The sequence below is a fragment of the Gammaproteobacteria bacterium genome (assembly GCA_030949385.1).
Taxonomy (GTDB): Bacteria; Pseudomonadota; Gammaproteobacteria; order JAUZRS01; family JAUZRS01; genus JAUZRS01.
The window spans coordinates 286,743-306,195 of the sequence record JAUZSP010000001.1; the positions used below are offsets into that span (position 1 = coordinate 286,743).

General features: G+C 51.0%; 24 protein-coding genes and 1 pseudogene. 6 read left to right on the plus strand and 19 right to left on the minus strand.

Features of this window, described 5'->3' with window-relative positions:
* Window positions 1-74 precede the first annotated feature (74 nt).
* Window positions 75-539, minus strand: a complete 465-nt coding sequence (locus Q9O24_01300) for a hypothetical protein (GenBank protein MDQ7073807.1) — start codon at window positions 537-539, stop codon at window positions 75-77.
* A gap of 103 nt (window positions 540-642) precedes the next feature.
* Between Q9O24_01300 and Q9O24_01305 the strand changes: the two genes are divergently transcribed.
* Window positions 643-1,278 carry a TetR/AcrR family transcriptional regulator gene (locus Q9O24_01305; GenBank protein ID MDQ7073808.1) on the plus strand — a complete coding sequence of 212 codons (636 nt, stop codon included), beginning with the start codon at window positions 643-645 and terminating at the stop codon, window positions 1,276-1,278.
* Window positions 1,275-3,719 (plus strand): efflux RND transporter permease subunit, encoded by a 2,445-nt coding sequence (locus tag Q9O24_01310; GenBank protein ID MDQ7073809.1) that lies wholly within the window; start codon window positions 1,275-1,277, stop codon window positions 3,717-3,719. Before Q9O24_01305 ends, Q9O24_01310 begins: the two co-directional genes overlap by 4 nt.
* 43 nt (window positions 3,720-3,762) lie before the next feature.
* Here the strand turns inward: Q9O24_01310 and Q9O24_01315 are convergent, their stop codons facing one another.
* The 4 genes from Q9O24_01315 to Q9O24_01330 all read right to left on the minus strand — a co-directional run bounded on the left by Q9O24_01315 (window position 3,763) and on the right by Q9O24_01330 (window position 6,010).
* Window positions 3,763-4,002, minus strand: a complete 240-nt coding sequence (locus Q9O24_01315) for an EF-hand domain-containing protein (protein MDQ7073810.1) — start codon at window positions 4,000-4,002, stop codon at window positions 3,763-3,765.
* Between the two features lie 94 nt (window positions 4,003-4,096).
* The gene (locus Q9O24_01320) at window positions 4,097-4,306 is read right to left on the minus strand and encodes a hypothetical protein (protein MDQ7073811.1); all 210 of its coding nucleotides are present in this window, start codon (window positions 4,304-4,306) and stop codon (window positions 4,097-4,099) included.
* 41 nt (window positions 4,307-4,347) lie between these two features.
* The gene (locus Q9O24_01325) at window positions 4,348-5,340 is read right to left on the minus strand and encodes a hypothetical protein (protein ID MDQ7073812.1); all 993 of its coding nucleotides are present in this window, start codon (window positions 5,338-5,340) and stop codon (window positions 4,348-4,350) included.
* Window positions 5,341-5,431: 91 nt separating this feature from the next.
* Entirely contained in the window at window positions 5,432-6,010 is a 579-nt protein-coding gene (locus tag Q9O24_01330) for a CDP-alcohol phosphatidyltransferase family protein (protein MDQ7073813.1), read from the minus strand.
* A gap of 234 nt (window positions 6,011-6,244) precedes the next feature.
* Between Q9O24_01330 and Q9O24_01335 the strand changes: the two genes are divergently transcribed.
* On the plus strand, window positions 6,245-6,577 hold the full coding sequence (locus Q9O24_01335; GenBank protein ID MDQ7073814.1) for a PilZ domain-containing protein: 333 nt from the start codon (window positions 6,245-6,247) through the stop codon (window positions 6,575-6,577).
* Window positions 6,578-6,579: 2 nt separating this feature from the next.
* Here Q9O24_01335 and Q9O24_01340 read toward each other — a convergent pair whose 3' ends face one another.
* Window positions 6,580-7,311 (minus strand): metal-dependent hydrolase, encoded by a 732-nt coding sequence (locus Q9O24_01340; protein MDQ7073815.1) that lies wholly within the window; start codon window positions 7,309-7,311, stop codon window positions 6,580-6,582.
* A 28-nt stretch (window positions 7,312-7,339) separates the two neighbouring features.
* Entirely contained in the window at window positions 7,340-8,365 is a 1,026-nt protein-coding gene (locus Q9O24_01345; GenBank protein MDQ7073816.1) for a response regulator, read from the minus strand.
* Window positions 8,366-8,602: 237 nt separating this feature from the next.
* Here Q9O24_01345 and Q9O24_01350 point away from each other — a divergent pair, with 237 nt between their 5' ends.
* Window positions 8,603-9,859 carry a protein kinase gene (locus Q9O24_01350; GenBank protein MDQ7073817.1) on the plus strand — a complete coding sequence of 419 codons (1,257 nt, stop codon included), beginning with the start codon at window positions 8,603-8,605 and terminating at the stop codon, window positions 9,857-9,859.
* On the opposite strand, the gene sbcB is transcribed toward Q9O24_01350, so the two are convergent.
* Complete coding sequence (gene sbcB / locus Q9O24_01355; GenBank protein ID MDQ7073818.1) at window positions 9,856-11,268, minus strand: exodeoxyribonuclease I; 1,413 nt, start codon at window positions 11,266-11,268, stop codon at window positions 9,856-9,858. The two genes, Q9O24_01350 and sbcB, sit on opposite strands and share 4 nt — an antisense overlap.
* Window positions 11,269-11,273: 5 nt before the next feature.
* On the minus strand, window positions 11,274-11,828 hold the full coding sequence (locus tag Q9O24_01360) for a DUF2058 domain-containing protein (GenBank protein ID MDQ7073819.1): 555 nt from the start codon (window positions 11,826-11,828) through the stop codon (window positions 11,274-11,276).
* A 151-nt stretch (window positions 11,829-11,979) separates the two neighbouring features.
* Between Q9O24_01360 and Q9O24_01365 the strand changes: the two genes are divergently transcribed.
* A complete protein-coding gene (locus tag Q9O24_01365; GenBank protein MDQ7073820.1) occupies window positions 11,980-12,291 on the plus strand; it encodes a hypothetical protein in 312 nt (103 codons plus the stop codon).
* Window positions 12,284-13,267, plus strand: coding sequence for a DUF3187 family protein (locus Q9O24_01370; GenBank protein MDQ7073821.1), 984 nt, complete (start codon window positions 12,284-12,286; stop codon window positions 13,265-13,267). The genes Q9O24_01365 and Q9O24_01370 overlap by 8 nt, the downstream gene beginning before the upstream one ends.
* 51 nt (window positions 13,268-13,318) lie before the next feature.
* Here the strand turns inward: Q9O24_01370 and cobM are convergent, their stop codons facing one another.
* The 10 genes and pseudogenes from cobM to Q9O24_01420 form a co-directional block, all read right to left on the minus strand.
* Window positions 13,319-14,080, minus strand: a complete 762-nt coding sequence (cobM, locus tag Q9O24_01375; protein ID MDQ7073822.1) for a precorrin-4 C(11)-methyltransferase — start codon at window positions 14,078-14,080, stop codon at window positions 13,319-13,321.
* Between the two features lie 47 nt (window positions 14,081-14,127).
* Window positions 14,128-14,358, minus strand: a complete 231-nt coding sequence (locus tag Q9O24_01380) for a DUF2442 domain-containing protein (GenBank protein ID MDQ7073823.1) — start codon at window positions 14,356-14,358, stop codon at window positions 14,128-14,130.
* 5 nt (window positions 14,359-14,363) lie between these two features.
* Window positions 14,364-14,621, minus strand: a complete 258-nt coding sequence (locus Q9O24_01385) for a DUF4160 domain-containing protein (protein MDQ7073824.1) — start codon at window positions 14,619-14,621, stop codon at window positions 14,364-14,366.
* A gap of 52 nt (window positions 14,622-14,673) precedes the next feature.
* A pseudogene (gene cobJ / locus Q9O24_01390) lies at window positions 14,674-15,449 on the minus strand (precorrin-3B C(17)-methyltransferase).
* Between the two features lie 31 nt (window positions 15,450-15,480).
* Complete coding sequence (locus Q9O24_01395; protein ID MDQ7073825.1) at window positions 15,481-15,762, minus strand: type II toxin-antitoxin system YafQ family toxin; 282 nt, start codon at window positions 15,760-15,762, stop codon at window positions 15,481-15,483.
* Window positions 15,749-16,012, minus strand: coding sequence for a type II toxin-antitoxin system RelB/DinJ family antitoxin (locus tag Q9O24_01400; protein MDQ7073826.1), 264 nt, complete (start codon window positions 16,010-16,012; stop codon window positions 15,749-15,751). Before Q9O24_01400 ends, Q9O24_01395 begins: the two co-directional genes overlap by 14 nt.
* Window positions 16,013-16,060: 48 nt before the next feature.
* Entirely contained in the window at window positions 16,061-16,837 is a 777-nt protein-coding gene (locus Q9O24_01405; GenBank protein MDQ7073827.1) for a cobalamin biosynthesis protein, read from the minus strand.
* Entirely contained in the window at window positions 16,834-17,535 is a 702-nt protein-coding gene (cobI, locus tag Q9O24_01410; GenBank protein ID MDQ7073828.1) for a precorrin-2 C(20)-methyltransferase, read from the minus strand. Before cobI ends, Q9O24_01405 begins: the two co-directional genes overlap by 4 nt.
* A gap of 7 nt (window positions 17,536-17,542) precedes the next feature.
* Window positions 17,543-18,874, minus strand: coding sequence for a precorrin-6y C5,15-methyltransferase (decarboxylating) subunit CbiE (cbiE, locus tag Q9O24_01415; GenBank protein MDQ7073829.1), 1,332 nt, complete (start codon window positions 18,872-18,874; stop codon window positions 17,543-17,545).
* Window positions 18,766-19,419, minus strand: coding sequence for a precorrin-8X methylmutase (locus tag Q9O24_01420; GenBank protein MDQ7073830.1), 654 nt, complete (start codon window positions 19,417-19,419; stop codon window positions 18,766-18,768). Before Q9O24_01420 ends, cbiE begins: the two co-directional genes overlap by 109 nt.
* Between the last annotated feature and the right edge of the window lie 34 nt (window positions 19,420-19,453).

The following is a 19,453-nucleotide window of genomic DNA, read 5'->3' on the forward strand; positions in this document are numbered from 1 at the left end:
TCAAAGCAAAAAAAAAGAGCGTGCTCCAAAGAACACACCCTTTGCATCAATCACACAATGTTTTATAAAACGTGCTATTGCTGCTCCAAATCCAAACGGTACATCTCATGACACGCAACACAGTTTTGAGTCAATTCAGCCAACTGTTTCAAGGTGTGCGAACCGTCACCCAACTGCTCTGCATCCAGAGCCAGTTGATCAAACTTTCTGTGGGTATCAAAACCCAACTTTTTAAAGCTCAAGGGCAACTTACCCATCAAGCCACCAGGAGCCCCTTGTTGTGCCCCCATACCCACTGTACGCGCCGCTTTGGCCGCTGCCGCCATATCATCTTGACTGACCGCCGTGATGATCTTCTGCACACTGCTCAAAAACGTCCGCATCTCAGACAGCACCAGATCTTTTTCAGCTTGAGTCAGCTGAATCGCAGCACGGCCATCGCTGGCCTCCAACACACTGCCCGATAAGATAAATTTATAAATCAGACCACCGCTCAGCAGCGCCAACAACAAAACCAAACTCCAACACAGTTTACACATGGCTAAACCCTCTCTTTTCTATTTTAAATGAATCATCCGTAACTTGACAAAGCCCAGACGATTTTGGATACTTGGCGCTCATCTTAACCAACTGGTTAGTTAAATGCCACAAAAAAAAGATCAACGCCAACACGCCATTCTTCTTGCGGCCACCGAAGCCTTTAAAGAAAAAGGCTTTGAGGGCGCACGGGTAGATCAAATTGCCGAAGCCGCTGGAGTCAATAAAGCCACCCTCTATTATCGCATCGGCGATAAAGCCGCACTCTACGCAGCGGTGCTTGATTTTATCCTGCGTGATGCCGCAGACGCCATCGAAAATGGCGCTGCAAACAACAACTCGCCAGAAGAAAAACTCAAACAGTACGTCATGACATTGGCCGACACCTGTCAACAATTTGCCCCCATTATGTTACGCGAATTGGCCGCTGGCGGTAAAACCATTCCTGATTTGGCACTCAGCCATATGGGACGAATCGTTGATAGCCTGCGTCTGCTGCTGCAACAAGGCGTTGAAAGCGGTGATTTTCGACCCACCAACCCCTTTATTATCCACATGATGGTCATCGGAGGTTTAAGCATCTACGCCAGCAACCAACCCCTGCGCCAACGCAGCGCCGAGCAGCATCCAGATGAGCATCACCCCGAATACTTCATCACTCAACAGCAGGCCGCTGAAGAGATCTACGGACATATTTTAACCTCACTGAGTCAGCCCTCAGCACGCGGAGAAACTTCATGAACAACACGTTTCGACAACAAATCGAACACGGCTTTGAAAGCCTTGGCCATCTCATCGCCCTGCACCGCTGGAAAACCCTTTTTATCCTATTGGCCTTGACCGCCAGCCTGCTTTCACAGCTGCCCCGCCTGACGATGGACACCTCCACTGAAGGTTTTTTACACGCCGAAGACCCCGTATTGCTCGACTACAACACCTTTCGGGATCAATTTGGCCGCGATGAAATGATCTTTATCGCCATCCAAAGCAAGGGAGATCTGTTCCAGCAGCCTTTTTTGAAAAAGCTCAAACGGCTGCACGACGAACTAAAAGAGGGCGTGCCTCATCTTGACGACATCACCAGCCTGATCAACGCCCGCAATACACGCGGCGAAAACAACACCCTCATCGTGGAAGATCTGCTCGAAAATTGGCCACAAAACACGGCGCAGTTGAACGCCATCAAACAGCGCGCCATGCAGAGCCAAACCTACAAGAATTTTCTGCTCTCCGAAAAAGGCGACATCACCGCCATCGCCCTCAAAACCAACGCCTACAGCGATGAAGGCGAAGATCAAATGGATCTTCTGGCTGGTTTTGACGATGAAGCCAGTGACACCGAGCAAGAACGAGCGTTTCTCACCGACGCTGAAAACAGCGAATTGGTCAACGCCGTTCGCGAGATCAGCAACCGCTATCAAGGTGATGATTTTAAAATCTATCTGGCCGGTTCACCGGTGGTCAGTAACGATCTCAAGCGAGACATGCAAAGCAATATGAAACGCTTTATGGGTTTGGCTTTTTTAACCATCGCCCTGATTCTCCTGCTGCTGTTTCGCCGCATCTCTGGCGTCGTGCTGCCGATGTTGACGGTTTTTTTGTCCCTCGGCTCCACACTGGGTCTGATGGCGCTGTTGCAGATTCCCTTTAAACTGCCCACCCAGATTATGCCTTCGTTCCTGTTGGCCGTTGGTGTCGGTGCATCAGTACACGTCTTATCGATCTTTTTCCGCCGTCTGCAATATCACCACGATCAATCCCCAGCGCAAGACAAAACAGCAGCACGACAACAAAAAGCCCAGGCCATTGCCGATACGCTGGGACATTCAGGGCTGCCCATCGCCATGACTTCTCTCACCACCGCCGCCGGTTTAGCCTCATTTTCTGGTGCGGAAGTGGCTCCCATCAGTGATCTAGGCATCATTGCCTCTTTGGGCGTTCTGGTCTCGCTGCTCTTCAGCTTAACTCTGCTGCCTGCGCTGTTGGCACTGCTGCCGATCAAAGCCAAAAAAAGCAGCTCCTCGCAACAACGTCACCAGCGCATGGATCAACTCTTAACCGGCATTGCTCACTTTTCCGTGCAACGCTCCCGTCTGGTGCTGATCATCAGCGCCACCCTGATTACCATCGGCCTGCTTGGTGCGGCGCAGATGCGCTTCTCACACAAACCCTATGAATGGTTTCCCAAAGAAGACCCCATTCGTCAAGCAACGGACTTTCTAAACACTGAAATGCGCGGTGCCAGCTCGGTTGAAATCATCGTCGATACCCAAGAAGAGAACGGCCTCTATGATCCTCAACGGATGGCAAGCTTAGAACGACTTGGCAAAGAACTGGAGCAAATTGATCAAGGCGAGCTGTTTATCGGTAAAACCTCCTCACTGGCGGACATCCTGAAAGAGACCAACCGTGCCTTAAACGAGAATCAACAGAGCGCGTACCGTATCCCCGAAGATCGCCAACTGATCGCCCAAGAACTGCTGCTGTTTGAAAACAGCGGCTCTGATGATCTGGAAGATTTTGTTGACTCACAATTCAGCAAAGCGCGATTGACCGCCAAAATGCCGTGGGTAGACAGCGTACTCTACGGTGATTTTCTCGACGATCTACGCCAACGCTTCCAAAGCGCCTTTGGTGATGACGTTAACATCACCATTACCGGCCTCACCGCCCTGCTCGGACGCACCATGCACGCCACCATCGTCAGTATGACGGAAAGTTATTTAATCGCGTTTGCAGTGATAACCCTGATGATGATTCTGTTAATTGGTGATGTAAAACTGGGCTTGATCAGCATGATCCCAAATCTGACACCGATTATCTTAACCCTCGGCCTGATGGGCTGGTTTGATCTGCCGATGGATCTGTTTACGATTTTGATTGGCTCGATTGCCATTGGTTTGGCGGTGGACGACACCATTCACTTTATGCACAACTACCGTCGCTACCACCAAGGGGATACCGATGTGCAAACGGCAGTAACGCAGACTCTGTTAGGCGCAGGTCGAGCCATGCTGGTCACCACCTTGGTGCTGGCCAGTGGCTTTTTCCTCTACATGTTTTCCGATTTAAGCAATCTGTTTAACTTCGGCCTGTTGACCGGCTTCACCATCATTATGGCGCTGCTGGCCGATTTTTTCCTCGCCCCAGCCCTGATGGCAGAGCTGCACAAACGACGTTAAGTTAAGCCTTCAAGAAGGGAGCCTTGCGCTTCCTTCACTTGACTCAATCCTTTAAACCTTCCGCATTCAGATAATTCATATACTCATCCAGACTCATGCGATTATCAATATCACTGTCATAATCTCGAAACACTCGATCCAAAGTACGATTTTCACGCGCCTCATCGACAGAGAGATAACCGTCCCGATTTTCATCCAAATCGTTAAACACGGCCACAAAGTCCTCAGCAAACAACGCCCCACTGGCCACCATTAACATCATCCCCAAGACTCTTTTTTTCATTATCGCGCCCTTTGATTTACAGAATAGAAACTGGAGATTGTAGAGTAGAGCGACCAAAGAGGCGGTGAAGTACATCACTGATTGAACTGAAAAACTAAAAAGCCCGTGGGGTTCCGATCACCTCAATCAACACGAGAAAACCCTCCAACTCCAAGGGCAACTGCTGGCGCAGCTCTTCAGAATCCTGTTGGATGCCAATCACAATCACCTCTTGCTGCTGATGCAGGCCAATACCAACAGAAGCTACTCCCAGTATGGAAAGCAACCTCTGTTGATGTTTCTGTTTTGCAGCAGCAATACTCATGGGCGGCTCCGAATCAAAAAACCAAAGTGACATGGAGACACTTACAGCGAGAGATTTAACAGAGTGAAGACATTTTGAATCCGATTCATAATCGTACTGCTGCCACTGCCTGCAAACAGCAAGCCCACCAGCTCTTTTTGATCGCTTAAAATCGCTGAACCGCTGTCACCACCTTGACTCATCGGGCCGGCCAAAAGTTGATCGCTAAAGGTCGCGGTTTGCGAACCGTATTGCACATTCACCGTCACATCAATTTGCTTAATCACATCCTGCGTGTGCCCCGTGGTACGGCCGCTTTTTTGCACCGCCATGCCCAACACACCCTCAGCGGTGCCATTAATAGCACCGATCTGAAAAATATCCGCCGTCACATCGTCTGGATTCAAAGGTCGAGCAATGGCCGCATCCACCAAATTATCCACCGCACGAGTGGTAATCACCTGCATCCGTGCATGACTGCCCAGCAAACCCGAGGTCACATTAAACACAGCTCCTGCCGCATTGGCCAGCTTACAACTGCTGCCACCGCCTGGAAAGACAATGGGGATAAAGTCCTCCAATATAGCGATCTGATCGTTGTTCAACGTACCGCCGTCAATCGGACCGGGCTGCAAAATAGCGTCACCCACTTGTGCCGCATTGCTGTTGGCCAACACATGATTATTGGAGAGCATAAACAACTCACTGCCCCGCCGAACCAAACAACCAAACGTACCAGCGGTAATTTCATAATGACCGACACTGACACCCCCAGGAGCCGGTCGAAAACGCTCAGTTGGCAACGCCAACGCACGAAAACGACCACTTTGCACCACATCGGTCTGCACGCCATTCATCTCTGCGGGAATTTGATCTTTTGCAGAGAGGTCGCTCTTACTGAGCTTACGTTCTACTGAACAGACCAGCGAAAACTCCGAACTCACCTGACCATTAACAACCTTGTAACCCACCCCCGTTGCCAGCACATTTTTTTGTGCCAGTAGACGTGGAGCAACCTCTTTTAACAATGCGCGTGTTGCCTGCATTTCAGCCATAACAGACTCCTTGAAGATAAGATAATGGTGACAGGTCTTTAACAACTAACCCCTACTGAGCATAGCACACAGCTTTTAGATCGCTAAAAGACTAACCCTCACCTTCTCTACGCAGATGCCACAAGCTGGCGATATCACTGCGCCACGAGCGCAAAACCAGCGTAATCGCCGCCTCTTCCAATTCAGCCAAAACAAAAAACACCACCGCCAGATGAAACGGCCACACCACCTCAAAAGCCACCATCACAAACACACTGCTGCTAATCAAAGCCGCAGACGCTTTAGCCCCCCAAGTGTGATAGCTCAAAATAAACCGCTGAAATTTCACCACCCCAACCAAACGGGGTAAAAAATAGCTAACACCGATCACAGTAATAAAAAAGGCTTCTCGCTCAATCACTTCCGGCCACAACAACCAAACTCCTATGGTCATCACCCAGTAGGTAGCAAAATCACCCCAACTGTCCAGGCGAGCACCAAACTCGGTCACTTGATTTAATAAACGCGCTAAAAAACCATCTAAAAGATCGCTCAATAACGCCACTCCCAATAAAACGATAAAAGGCTGAGCCGAACCACGCCAAGCAAAATAGAGCATCACCGGTGCCAGTAAAAGACGCAGAGCGCTGAGTGAGTTAGGAATATTAAACATCTGATTACAACCGTCCATTAACAACTTAGAGACTTAAAACAACATTTTCCACTAAAATGAATCATTTTTTTAACCCTATTATCAGGGATAAACGCCTAAAAAACCCTAAATTGTTGGGCTTAAAAATTGCTTTCCCAATGTTAACCTGTTTAATATGAGGGAAATTCATAATTACACCCATTTTTAATCATTAAATTCACATTAAGGATCATCATGACCCAATAATGGGAATGATACGGAGTAAAAACGTTCATGGTCAAGAGCACCGAGCGGCGACATCAACGCCGTAAAACCATTGATTTAAACGTCTTTGTAGCCCCTACAGAGACAACACTGCAAAAAGTTGCCGTTCGAGACTTGAGTCTGACCGGCATTAATATCAACCCACCTCAATGTCCGCTGTGCGACAACCAGCTCATCACCCTCTATTTTGATACCCGTACCAACCACTACCCGCAGGAACAGGCTGTGCGGGCACGGGTGGTACACACCAGCAAGGATGCCATCGGTTTGAATTTTGAACATTTTGGTAATGAAGTGATCACGGTACTGCATGAGCTACTCAAGGACGCCAAATATTTTTAGCCTTACGAATGCGTCGGCCAAAGCCCAGAAAACCAACGCCCATCGGGCCATAATTTATTAACAATGCTCTGATAAAGCTCACCATTCCAAGTGGTTTGCAGAAAAAAATCACCACTGGGCGCTGCTGAAAAAAGCATCAAGGTTAACAAAAACAATACAACGGTCTCTTTGATGTATTTAAGACTGACCAATTTCAGTGCCGTACCAAAAGAGCGCTTAAGACGAATGTTGGTCAAATCGACACTGTACAACTCATCCAAAGAGAGATGAACCAAATAACCCATAAAAACAAACGCCCCCGCCAACCAAGATTCCACCTCGCTGCGATGCAACCAATAATCGGCTACACAGGTGAACAACAAAGCAAAAAAACAAGCGGCTAACACACTGTGAAACACCCCTCGATGCACCGTAAGGCGAATAAAAAGCTCAAAAACCGTGTAACGCACCAAGAAATAAACACCGCCCCACAGCAGCAATAACTCCACAATACTGTAACGATCCACCACACTAAATAAGGTAGCAAATGCCGCTGAAACCGCCATCAAATTAAAAAAAAGTCGAATCGGTACCGAGTTATCGGAGTCAATATCTGGCAACAAACCCGCCATCGTTCCCAAGAGAAAATAAGCGGGCAGTACCTGAGCAGAAAGCAAACCGCTGGAAAGTGCCACAACGGTAGCCGAACCACTGACGGCTGCCGCCACCAGCACATGGGTTTTAAAATTTGCCATGAATAAAGTGTAAGACCTTTGAAGTTACCTATTCCTGTTCATAATAACCTAACAAGGTATTAAAATCCTCACAAACCCGCCGGTACTCAACATCAATCGCCTCAATTTGCATCTGCAACTCCACCACTTTATTCTGACGTATCTGCTGCTCCAAAATACGACACCGCTCAGAAAAATCATTGGCTCCCAAACTCAAGCTGCTCGACTTCAAGGTATGCACCGCATGACCCATTTTTTCATAATCCCCCTTCTCCTGAGCCTGATGAAGAGAGGACAACAACTGTTTTGATTCGCTAAAGAAATTATTCAGTAGCTCAACCAATACCAAAGCACCATCAACCATATCCGCACGCAGTGCCTCCAGTGCAGCCACATCCACCGCCCCACAAACGGGCATTCCCACACCGCTGCGATACGGCGTCTGCTCCAACACCACGGACAACTTCGATAAAGAAATCGGTTTGCTTAAATAACCGTCCATACCCAACGACAAACAGCGCTCACGATCCCCTTTTAAAGCGTTGGCGGTCATGGCCACAATACGAGGACGTGACCCCACAGGATAACGACTAATGATTTTCCGAGTCGCCTCCTCTCCGCCCATCATCGGCATCTGCAAATCCATAAAAATCAAATCATAAACGGTGCTCTCCACCGCATTCAGAACCTCCACCCCGTTCGCCACCAGATCCACACGGTCATCGGCGTAACCCAACTGCTCCAGCATCAAAGCCACCACCTGTTGGTTCACCAAATTATCTTCCGCCACCAAAATGTGCAGCCCCAGATCATCCACACTTTTGGCATCAGAACCCACAGCAGACGGCTCAACATTCGGCTGAATGGCTGAAGAAACCCGCACCAGTTCTAACCGAGCCTGCTCCAACAAAGCCTCCATCTTGTTCTTATTTTGCAGCGCAACCTCAGCCTCTTTTTTAGCCACAGTCAAGACGTCTTGAAGTTGTCTGACCTTGCCCCGCAGATTCCAAGCAACCACTCCCCCAACAGCAAGCAACAGCATCAATACGATAACAAAGAACGCTAACCCACTCATTTCAATCCTTAAAATACTAAAAATTCGCTAAGTTGCCCCAATTATTGCTTTTATTCTTAGCAATCCCTTGCCAATAATTACTTCACCCCCCCATAGAAATATAGAAGACAAAAAGCAATAATACGAACCATTATCAACACTATGCTATCCTTCCAAGACGGCTTGTGAACACCGTGAGACATCATGCCCATTCAGACACACCAAATTCACCTTTCTGCTGCGGAGCCACTTCTTTGTATGGCTAAAAAAGCACTCATTATCGACGATGCAGCCCACTTTCGCATTCTGATTCGACAGATGCTGAAAACCTGCCTGCCCGACATGGTCATAGACGAATACGACCCACTGCTTAAAGAAAAACCCGATCACGATTTTCCGTGGGACGATTACGACATATTACTGCTCGACTACAACCTTGGAAAATACAACGGGTTAGAGTGGTATGAAGAATTTTCCGCACTCAAAGGCTTTCCGCCCACCATCATGTTTACCGGCGAAGGCAATGAACTGATTGCCGTCAAAGCCATGCGCACCGGCATCGACGATTACCTACCCAAAAAAGGCATCACCGTCGAAGTCCTAAAAAACAGCATTGATGACACCTTGCAACGGCGGCAAAATCTCAATACCACCAGCACCTTACAACTGTCAACCGATCAAATTCTGGAAGCCAGCCCCGTACTCGCTCACACCCTGCTTTTGCACCCCAAAGCGATTCCAGATTACACCATTTTAGAACGCCTTGGTTCCGGTTCCAGCTCCATTGTTTACTTAGCCCAAGAGGATAAAACACAAAAAAAAGTCGTGCTAAAAGTACTCGACCCCGAACGCGACAACGACCAGAACATGTTGGAGCGCTTTTTGGAAGAACATCGCATCATCTCCACTATTAAAACACCCCACATCGCCACCATCTACAAACAAGGCATTAACGACGATTTTTGTTACATTGCGATGGAGTATTTTCCCAACGGCAGTCTGCGCAGTAAAATAAGTCAGGGGCTAAAAAAAGGCCAGCGTCTCAGCTACCTGACCCAGATGATCAAAGCCCTGCACGCCATCCACAAACACGGCATTATCCACCGCGACATCAAACCCGAAAACGTCATGTTACGCGCCGATGACAGCATTGCTTTGGTGGATTTTGGCATCGCCAAACAGTTGGATGTGGAAAGCGGTCTCACCCGCCAAGGAGAAATCTACGGCACCCCCCACTACATCAGTCCTGAACAGATTTCCGGCGGCAGCACACCCGATGCGCGCAGCGATCTTTACAGCCTCGGGGTGGTACTCTACGAAATGATCTCTGGTCAGCGCCCCTTTCAAGCCGACTCGCTGCCCGCGCTGTTTTATCAACAGACCTGCGTTATGCCACCGTTTCTCAGAGACCCACTAGACCCGATCATCCAAAAGCTGCTGAAAAAAGACCCCGAAGAACGCTTTCAAAATGCCCGCGAATTAATGACCGCCCTCGAAGCACACTGCACACATTAAAGCGTCTGCACGTACTCCAGCAAAGCGATTAAAATACGCTTAGATCGTTCATCGATCGCTCTCTGAAGCAAACCCTCCAGCTCAGATACATAGTCACTCACATCACCCAAACGCTGCCGTCGTAGCTGCTGCCAAGCGGTCTGCTCCTCAGCATTCAAAGTCTGGGGGAAGTTTCGAGCACGGTAACGAAACAACAACTCCGGCAACCGCTCATCTTGAAAGCGATCGGCAAAATCAGCCAGCGCTTCCGGTTCTACCTCACGCAGTTGATCGGACAGAGCACGATCTTGGCGACTCAAAAAACCACCGCCGTACAACGTCAACTCAGGATCATCGTCCCCTTGGCGAGCTTCATACTCTGGCGCGGTGTGTACCTGCTGAATCTTCTGCGCCAAACCCTCAGCGTGCAACAACCGCTGTCGATGCGCCTCACAGGCCGCCAGATCAAGCTGGAGACGCTGTTGCAAGGCAGGGTCTCGCACCACACTGCTGGGCGACAACACAGGACACTTATTCAAATGCACGGTTTTCAGCGCAATGCGCTCAACCCCTTCTGGCAATTGATCTTGGCGGGTAAACAGCCTTTGCTGAATCTGTTCCACAGAAAGGCTTAACAAGGCGGCAGGATCTTGGCGCAGATCAAACACAATCACACCATTATTATTCGTAGGGTGTTTGGCCAACGGCATCACCAAGGTGCTGCACCCGTACGCGGCAGGAAACATGCGCGAGGTGTGCAGCAACATCGGTTTTTGTTGCAGATCTAATAACCGCGCAACACACTGTTTATTGCGTTTTTCCAGCACGTAATCGTACAGTTTGGGCTGTTTTTGACGAATCAACTTCGCCAAACCAATAGTGGCATAGACATCGGAGAGCGCATCGTGCGCCGCCTCGTGAACAATGCCGTTAGCACGACTCAGCTCCTCCAAACGAAAGCTGACCGTGCCATCGTCACGCAGCGGCCAATTGATTCCCTCAGGGCGCAAGGCGTAACAGAGGCGCACCATGTCGATGATGTCCCAACGAGAACAGCCGTTTTGCCACTCACGAGCGTAGGGATCATAAAAATTACGGTACAAGGTAAACCGAGTCACTTCGTCATCAAAACGCAGGCTGTTGTAGCCCACCCCGCAGGTGCTTGCTCGCGACAGTTCGGCGTGAATTTGTTTGATAAACTCCGCCTCACTCAGCCCCTTCTCCAGCGCCAACTGCGGCGTGATACCGGTAATCAGACACGCTTCCGGCGAGGGCAAAAAATCATTGCTCGGACGGCTGTAAATCACCAACGGCTCCGAGATGATGTTCAACTCAGCATCGGTGCGAATTCCGGCAAACTGCACCGCCCGATCTCGTTTGGGATCAACGCCAAAGGTCTCGTAATCGTGCCAATAAAAACTGTTTTGCATTGCCGTTACCAGTTCAGATCATCAGGCACTTGGTAATCGGCATAAGGATCATCCTCTTCCGGCAGCTCTTCATCGCAGCTCTGCATCACTACCTTCAATTTGCTGTCCAGCCCCAGCAGCCGGTCAGCGGTCTGGCGCGAGATCACATGATGGCGATCATCAAAGACCACAATCGCCAACACACCCCGCGCCAGTTGATCGTTCTGCTCGGCATTGACCGCCACCGTCTTGATCACTTTACCCAAGACAAAGTTATACAGCAGCGATGCTTTGTCACGATTTTTACGCCCTCGACGCAAAATATCCCGCACCTGCGCTTTGAGCGCCTTTTTCTGCTTCACTAATTCGCGTTCACGATTCAACGCCATATCTTTGGCTTTTTTCGCCTCAATCGCTTTTGTCCGCTGCGCCGCCGCTTGATCCACTTCGGTCTCTTTGCCTGCTTGTTTCTGTTTGCGCATCTGTCCCGCTTTTTTACGCGCTTTCGCTTTGGAACGGTTTGCCTGATCTTTGCTCACCAAACCGGCACCCAACAGTTGATCTCGCAGTGAACCTGCCATTATTTTCTCCCCAAAAAAAGTCAATTAAAGCGTACTATACCGACTCTCTCTTGCAGCTCAAGGGGCAGATTCACCCTCAGCTGCTTTGCTTGTTTGCGCCAGAGCCATTACAGTAGCGCCTTTCCAATATTCAACAGCAAGACATCATATTATGAGCCAACTCAAACTTTCTCAAACTCTGGTCGAGAGCATCAAACAGCAGCTGATCGACGTGGATATTCGCGCCCAGAACTCCGGCATCAGCGCCCAGTATCTGGCCGCCATTATGGGCATTTTGCTCGCCGATGTGGATACGAACCCCCAAGACCGTCAAGCGCTGCTCAACGATCTGAGCCAGTTCAGCCAAGGGGTGATGGAAGACACCGTCAGCATCAAACTGGCCAATGAAGTCCAAGAACCCGGCGATGAAGTGCAAGAAGTTGCCGTACCGACGTGGAATCCCAAACAGACCATCGGTGATTAAACACCCGTTCCAATCGGCAATACCGCTGAGCTTATGCCTATTGCTCAGCGGCTGGCCTCTGCTTGGTCAGGGTCAACCGCTGGCTACAGTGAATCAAAACCCGCTGTTGCAGAGCGTTGCTTTACCCACCCCTGCGTCATCACAACTGCTGGCTCAGGGTAAACACGCTCTGCAACTGCGCCACGACTGGAGCAACACGCTCAATGTTGAGCGCAACCGCCTCGAAGAGTTACTGATCGACAGCGAGAGCCAGCAAACGACGCTGCGTTTTGACTACGGCCTAAATTCCCACTGGAACCTCGCCCTCAGCCTGCGTTACCTCACCCTCAGCGCCGGTCAGTTGGACGCTTTTATCGACGATTTTCACGACCTGTTCGGCTTTCCACAGGGCGCTCGTCCTTTTTATTCCCGTGATCAATTTCAACTTTTATATCAACGCGGCGGCATTGAAAGCGTGAACATCACCACCGCTCAAAGCGGCGTACAAGATCTGAGGGTGGCGGTAGGCACGCCGTTACAACAGACCCCCAAACACCAAAGCACCCTCTGGTTCGAGTTAAAGCTGCCGAGCAACCAAAGCGCTCTGTTTAATAACAACACCGTTTCACTCAGCTCGCAATGGAGCCAAAACAACCAATGGAATTCACACTGGCGCAGCCAACACAGTCTCGGATTACTTTGGCTTGAGCAGGGCCATTTTTTACCGAAGCTGCAAAACAGCTTGATCGGGTTCGGCTCCAGTGGCCTTAGTTATCGTTATTCACCGCTGCTTGAATTTACTTTACAACTGGATGGCCACAGCGCCCTGTTTAACAAAACCGACCTCACGTTTTTAGGTTCCAGTGTGCAACTGGCGATGGGCGGCAGCCTCTACTTTTCAGCTAAACAGAGGTTGGATATTGCAGTGGTAGAAGACATTCAGGTGGGTGCTTCACCGGATGTTAATTTTCATCTGGCTTGGAACATAACAAATTAGTCTAAACCTACACTAAAGTACCGTCCTACAACCGACGAAGACCGCTTAGATTCACCCCTTCCGCCGTCGATAAATGTGCGCCTGCCCCTCTTGATACAGATAGGAATCATCAAAACCTTCAGCATCCAGCACCTTTCCGACGATGATCAACGAGGTACGGACAAACTTTTTCGCCCGTACCTTGGCCACAATGTCTTTCAATGTCCCCACCACCCGATCTTGATCCGGCCATGAGGTGCGATAACAGACCGCCACGGGGCAATCCTCGCCGTAATGCGGCAGCAGATCGGCGACGATTTTATGGATCCGCGTCACCCCCAGATGAATCACCAAGGTCGCGCCAGAACGGGCTAACTCCGGCAACCTCTCCCGTTCAGGAAAGGGCGTTTTACCCTCATAACGGGTCATGATCACCGTCTGCGACACCCCCGAAAGAGTTAATTCTTTACCCAACCACGCTGCCGAAGCGGAAGCCGCCGTCACTCCAGGAATAATTTCATACTCAATCTGCAAGGCGTGCAGACGGCGAATCTGCTCACCGATGGCACCGTAAATAGAGGGATCACCGCTGTGCAGACGCGCCACATCTTGCCCCTGCTGGTCGGCCTGCTGCATCAGCACAATCTGCTGATCCAGATTCAGCGGCGCACTGTCCACCACCTGCGCGCCACGCTGGCGCGCAGCCTCTAAATTCTGTTCCGGAATCAGAGAACCGGCAAACAGCACCAAGGGAGCACCATCCACCAACCGCTGCCCTTTGAGGGTCATTAACTCAGGATCACCAGGACCGGCTCCAATAAAATAGATCGTCATAATTTTTTTGCATACCCGCGTTTAGGGAAACACCCTGAAATTGAAGTTTAAGGAAGCTGCTCCCGCAAAAATTCTGGAGCAAAATCAGCCCCGTTACTCCATGACAGAGTATGCCCCTCTAGGGTAAATGACTTAAAAAAGGACACTTCTTTTAATGGCTCAAAAATTTCGCCGTACAACTCAGGCAATAAATCAACTTCACCTTGTGCTCCATCATTGAAAGAGACCCAAATTTTGTAATCGTCGATGTATTTTGCTTTTTCAACGTGAAGAAACATAACAACTACTCCAATGGTTCAATTTTAGACAATGGCTTTCTCTCCATTGCCGATGCCCAATTAGACCTCAACTCATCCTGATGCAGTACATACCAATCGAGAACCGCATTCAATGCTCTTCTTGGAAACTTTCCTGTAACAACCCCCGTTTCAATATCAACAGTAATTTCATACTCTCCATATTCAGCATGGAAATGTGCTGGGTAGTGCTCTCGAATGTACATCCGAATCACGATTCCGAGAAAGCGACTTATTTCTGGCATTTGCCTATCCACACCTTCAATACCATTCCATTTATTCTCAATTCTTGCAACATCATAATTTTTTTGCATACCCGCGTGGTGTGTAGAGCCAGTGCTGCTCACCGTTGACAATGTGGCGCGATTCGCTGTTGCCCACCGACACCAAGGTCAGCATATCCACCTGTTTGCCATCCAACTCAGCCAAGGTGATGATCTGCACCTCTTGCTCAGGGCGCGTCAGTTGCCGCCCCAACAGCACGGGGGTCGTTTCAGGACGATGCTGCAATAAAATATCCCGCGCACGGTTCAACTGCCAATCGCGTTTTTTCGAGACCGGATTGTAAAACGAAACCACAAAATCCCCCAGCGCCGCGCACTCGATGCGCTTTTCAATGGTCTGCCACGGGGTCAGCAAGTCCGACAACGACACCGTACAAAAATCATGACCCAACAGCGCTCCCACCAAACTGGAACCCGCTTGCATCGCCGAAATACCCGGGATCACCTCAATGGCCACCTGCAACCATTCGGGGTGATTCTGTTTACCTTGTAACTGCTGATCCAACAACTCAAACACCAGCGTTGCCATCGCATAAATGCCAATGTCACCACTGGAGATCAGCGCCACAGTTTTGCCCTCGGCAGCCAAATCGAGCGCCAAACGCGCCCGTGCAATCTCCTCCCCCAGCGGCAAATCGTGATGAACTTTACCCGCCGATAGCTCCGCCAACAGCTCTAAATAGAGACCATAAGCGACCCAATCGCTGCTCGCAGCCAAAGCTTGCTCCGCTTTTTGGTCAACAAAGCACGATCCCCAGGACCTGCACTGACTAAAAATAACTGCCCCATCACTTGCTCACTTTTATACATTTAGTTTCACTTATAAACCGAGTTCACTGTGAGATCCCAATCGAACCAACTGCAACCTCCCATCAGAAAAAGAGCGGTAAAGCAAAATCAAATCAGGCTTAACATGGCAATCACGATGATCGCTCCAATCTCCGACCAAGGCATGATCTCGGTATTTTGTCGGCAAGGGCTCTCCACTCATCAACATCGTCACAACCGTAATAAAATCCCGCTCCAAAGTCACTCTATGCCGCCCTTTAGATTCCCGCTTATAATCCCGCTTAAACTGTCCTGTTCGTTCAATCCTTGCCATTTAAATCGTCCAACAAACCCTCCAAACCATCAAATGACGCCACCTCACCCCGACGCGCCTTCTTCATCGCTGCCAGAGTTAACTCATTCGGCACCAGTGGCTCAAAGGGCAAAGCCTTCTCTTTAGCGACACGGGTCAACATTAACCGCAAAGCATCGGAAATCGTCAAACCCATGCTGGCCAGCACCACAGAAGCTTCTTCCTTGATCTTTTCATCAATACGCGCACGCACCACCGCATTCGCAGCCATAGTCTCTTCTCCAATAAAAAACTGTAGCTACATTGTAGCCCAAAAAAATCACTGCGAGGTCGAAAAATACCCCCGTGCAATGGCACAGGTCGCCTGTGAATTTTTCTCTTTCGCCACCACCAGTTCCGCCGCGCCGCCACTGATCTGCTCTGCCGCCCACAACGCCGCCGACTCCGCTACCCCGTAAACCCCCACGGTCTGAAAAACATACTCCGAAGGGCGCTGTAACTGCGTCTCCATCTGCTGCAACTGCGCCACCGACCAGGTGCGAAAGGGCAGAGAACAGCGTTCAGCCAAGGCGATTATGCCCACTTCGTCGGCTTTAATATCCAGACTGTTCACACTCTCAATCTGCTCCATTTTCAGATTCAGGCGCGCCAAACAGCTTTCCAGCAGGCTCTCTAAACTTGAAACAGGGCAGCCACGCTCACACCCCAAACCAACGGCGTAAACAGGGTGCAAATAAGGCGCAGCGGTGGTCAGCACCAACTGAGCACCCAACAGCAACGCCACCTCACGCCCCCACTCATTCGCACCGCCCTCATGCCCCGACAACAGAGGAACAACAAATTGCCCCAACTCATCCAGCACCAGCACCGGCGGATCAGAACGCTTGTCCACCAGCACCGAGGCCAGAGTCCGCACCGCAATCCCTGTGGCACAGATCAAAATCAACCGCTCACCGCGCTGAAATGCGTTTCGCACCTGCTCGCCAAAAGGCTGCGGTTTAAAGGCGCAGCGCACCCCTTCGCCCTGCCCAAGCCCTGCCGCCAGCTTCACAGCCAACACCCGACCGGCCTCGGTCAAAGAGACGATGCGAATCACTTTTTTAGCACCACAAACAGCGAGAAATATGGCCCCGCCTTATCTTCCAGCTCAGCCAAATCACCCACAATACGCTGCTCAGGCCGCCCGATCTGCTCCAGATACAGCCCCTGATCAAACCGGCCACTCTGTTTCAGCAACGCCAAAATTCGAGACCGCGCCTGCCCCGCCTTGAGAATCACCACACTGTCGTGGGTCGCCAACGCCTGCAACAGATCGGCATCGCTGTGGCGACCACTGACCACCACCAAGGACTGCTCCTGCTGAGTCAGAGGCCGTTGCAGCGCCGCCGCCGCCGCGTGCAAAGAGGAGATCCCCGCCACCACCTGACAACAATAACGCCCTTCCAGACGTTCCAGAAGATAATTAAACGAGCCAAAAAAGAGCGGATCACCCTCACAAAGAAACACCACCACCTGCCCCGCATCCAACGCCTTTGCAATCAGCGCAGCCGCCCCATCATAAACAACGTTGGCCGCGTCTCGTTGCCGACTCATGGGCATCACAATCGGCAGACGTTGCTGAGAGCGTTTTGTCTCATCCAGCGCAAAACGAGCAATCTCTTTCGCCTGCGAGTGCCCCGCTTCGTTGCTCAAATAACAGAGAAGATCGGCGTTTTGAATCAGCCGCACCGCTTTTAACGTCAGCAATTCAGGATCACCCGGACCCACCCCCACACCGTAAAAACAGCCCGTCATATTAACCTCAACTCAACTTCAGCCACTTAAACAACGTCACCGGCAACTGTGGCCGATAGAGGCTCTGCCCCGCCAACTCACTGCGCCGACTGACGGCAATCTGCATCGACTCCAGTTCCGCCTCAGGGTTCTTTCGGCCAAACTGCAACAACATCTGCTTACTCTCTTCTGTCACCGCACTGGCGACCAAAAACCCACCCAAGGCCAAACGCGCCCAAGCCGTGTTTAAGATCTCCGCCAACGCCCCACCGCTGCCGCCCACAAACACCTTATCGGGATCAGGCAGATCGGCCAACACCGTCGGTGCCAACCCTGCCACCACCTTCAGATTAGCAACCACTCCAAATTTGTCTCGATTCTCGCGCAAACAGGCCAAACGCTCAGCGTGATGCTCAATGGCAAACAACGCCCCCGCAGGGTTCCAAAACGCCCACTCCACCGCCACCCCACCACACCCAGCACCAATATCCCAACCCACCTCGCCCTGCGCCGGTTGCAGCAGCGACAAAATAGCCAAACGCACCTCCCGCTTGCTCAACAGCCCAGCACCGCTCACTCCATCGGTGACAAAATGACGGTCTTCAATACCAGGAAACTCCGGCAAAAAATCACCCCGACCCTTCACCATAATCAAGCTCAGATGCAAGGGGGCAAACTCAATCTCCTGCGCCAATAACTGCGCCACAGAAAAAGAGCGCAGCCGCTGCTCAGGGTAGCCGATCATCTCACTGACCCAAACAGTGGAATCGCCGAAGCCCGTCGCTTGGCACTGCTGCGCCAAATGCTGCGGCTGGCTCTGAGTGTCGCTCAAAATCATCACCCTCTGCCCCGCGTGCAGGTGGCGGCGCAGATTGGCCAGAGGCCGACCGTGCAAGGAGACCACCTTCACCTCTTGCTGGCTGAGGTACAACTGATGACAAAAGGCCTGAATGCTGGAAATGGCAGGATGAAAGCACAGTTGATCTGGAGCAAAATGACGGCTCAAAAAAGCCCCAATGCCGTAGTGCAGCGGATCACCAGAAGCCAAAACAACCCCCGTTTCGGCCTCATGCTCTTGCAACCAAAGCAACAATTCAGCTAATTTTGGCAAACGCAGTTGTGGTACACCCTCCAACCTCAGCGCAGCCAATTGCCGCTCAGAGCCAATTACCCACGCGGCTTCAGTCAATGCCCCTTGCGCCTCTGTTGAGAGCAGTGGCGGCTGCGCCACACCCAGACCGACAACATGAATCAGCATTTTTTTTGCAGCGGTAGAGAAGCCGGTTGCAAACGCAGCAAGGCATTCACCACCGCCACCGTCGCCGCGCTGCCACCCAGCCGCCCAAGCAAAGTGATGCACTCCACCCCCAAGGCCTCATGCAACTGCCACAGCGCCGCTTTCGACTCCGCCGCACCGACAAAGCCCACTGGCAGGGCGATGATCAAAGCCGGACGCTCCGCCCCCTGTTGCAGCTGCTCCAACAGACGAAACAGCGCCGTGGGGGCGTTGCCGATCAAAACAATGCTGTCCGCCAGTTGAGGCTGCCAGAGAGACAAGGCCGCCATCGTGCGGGTCTCACCACGGGCTTTTGCCCAACTCGCCACCTCGGGGTGATTGAGATAACAGAGCGGCGCACGGTTAATCAGCCGCTTGGTCACCCCTTGTTTAACCATCTCCACATCACAGAGCAGCGGCGCGTCTGCGGCCAGAGCCGCCAGCCCCGCCTCACAGGCCGCCGCACTGAAACGCAGCTCAGCGGCCACCTCGGGCATTCCCATGCTGTGAACCACCCGTTTGGCCACCTCTTTTTGCACTGGATCAAAGCCGCTCAAGTCGGTCAGAGCTTCGATTTGTCGAAAGCTCTCGGCTTCGATTTTGTCTGGGTCGAGCTGGTAGTCAAACATAAGGATCTTTGCTGATTGGGTTGCAAATACCCCC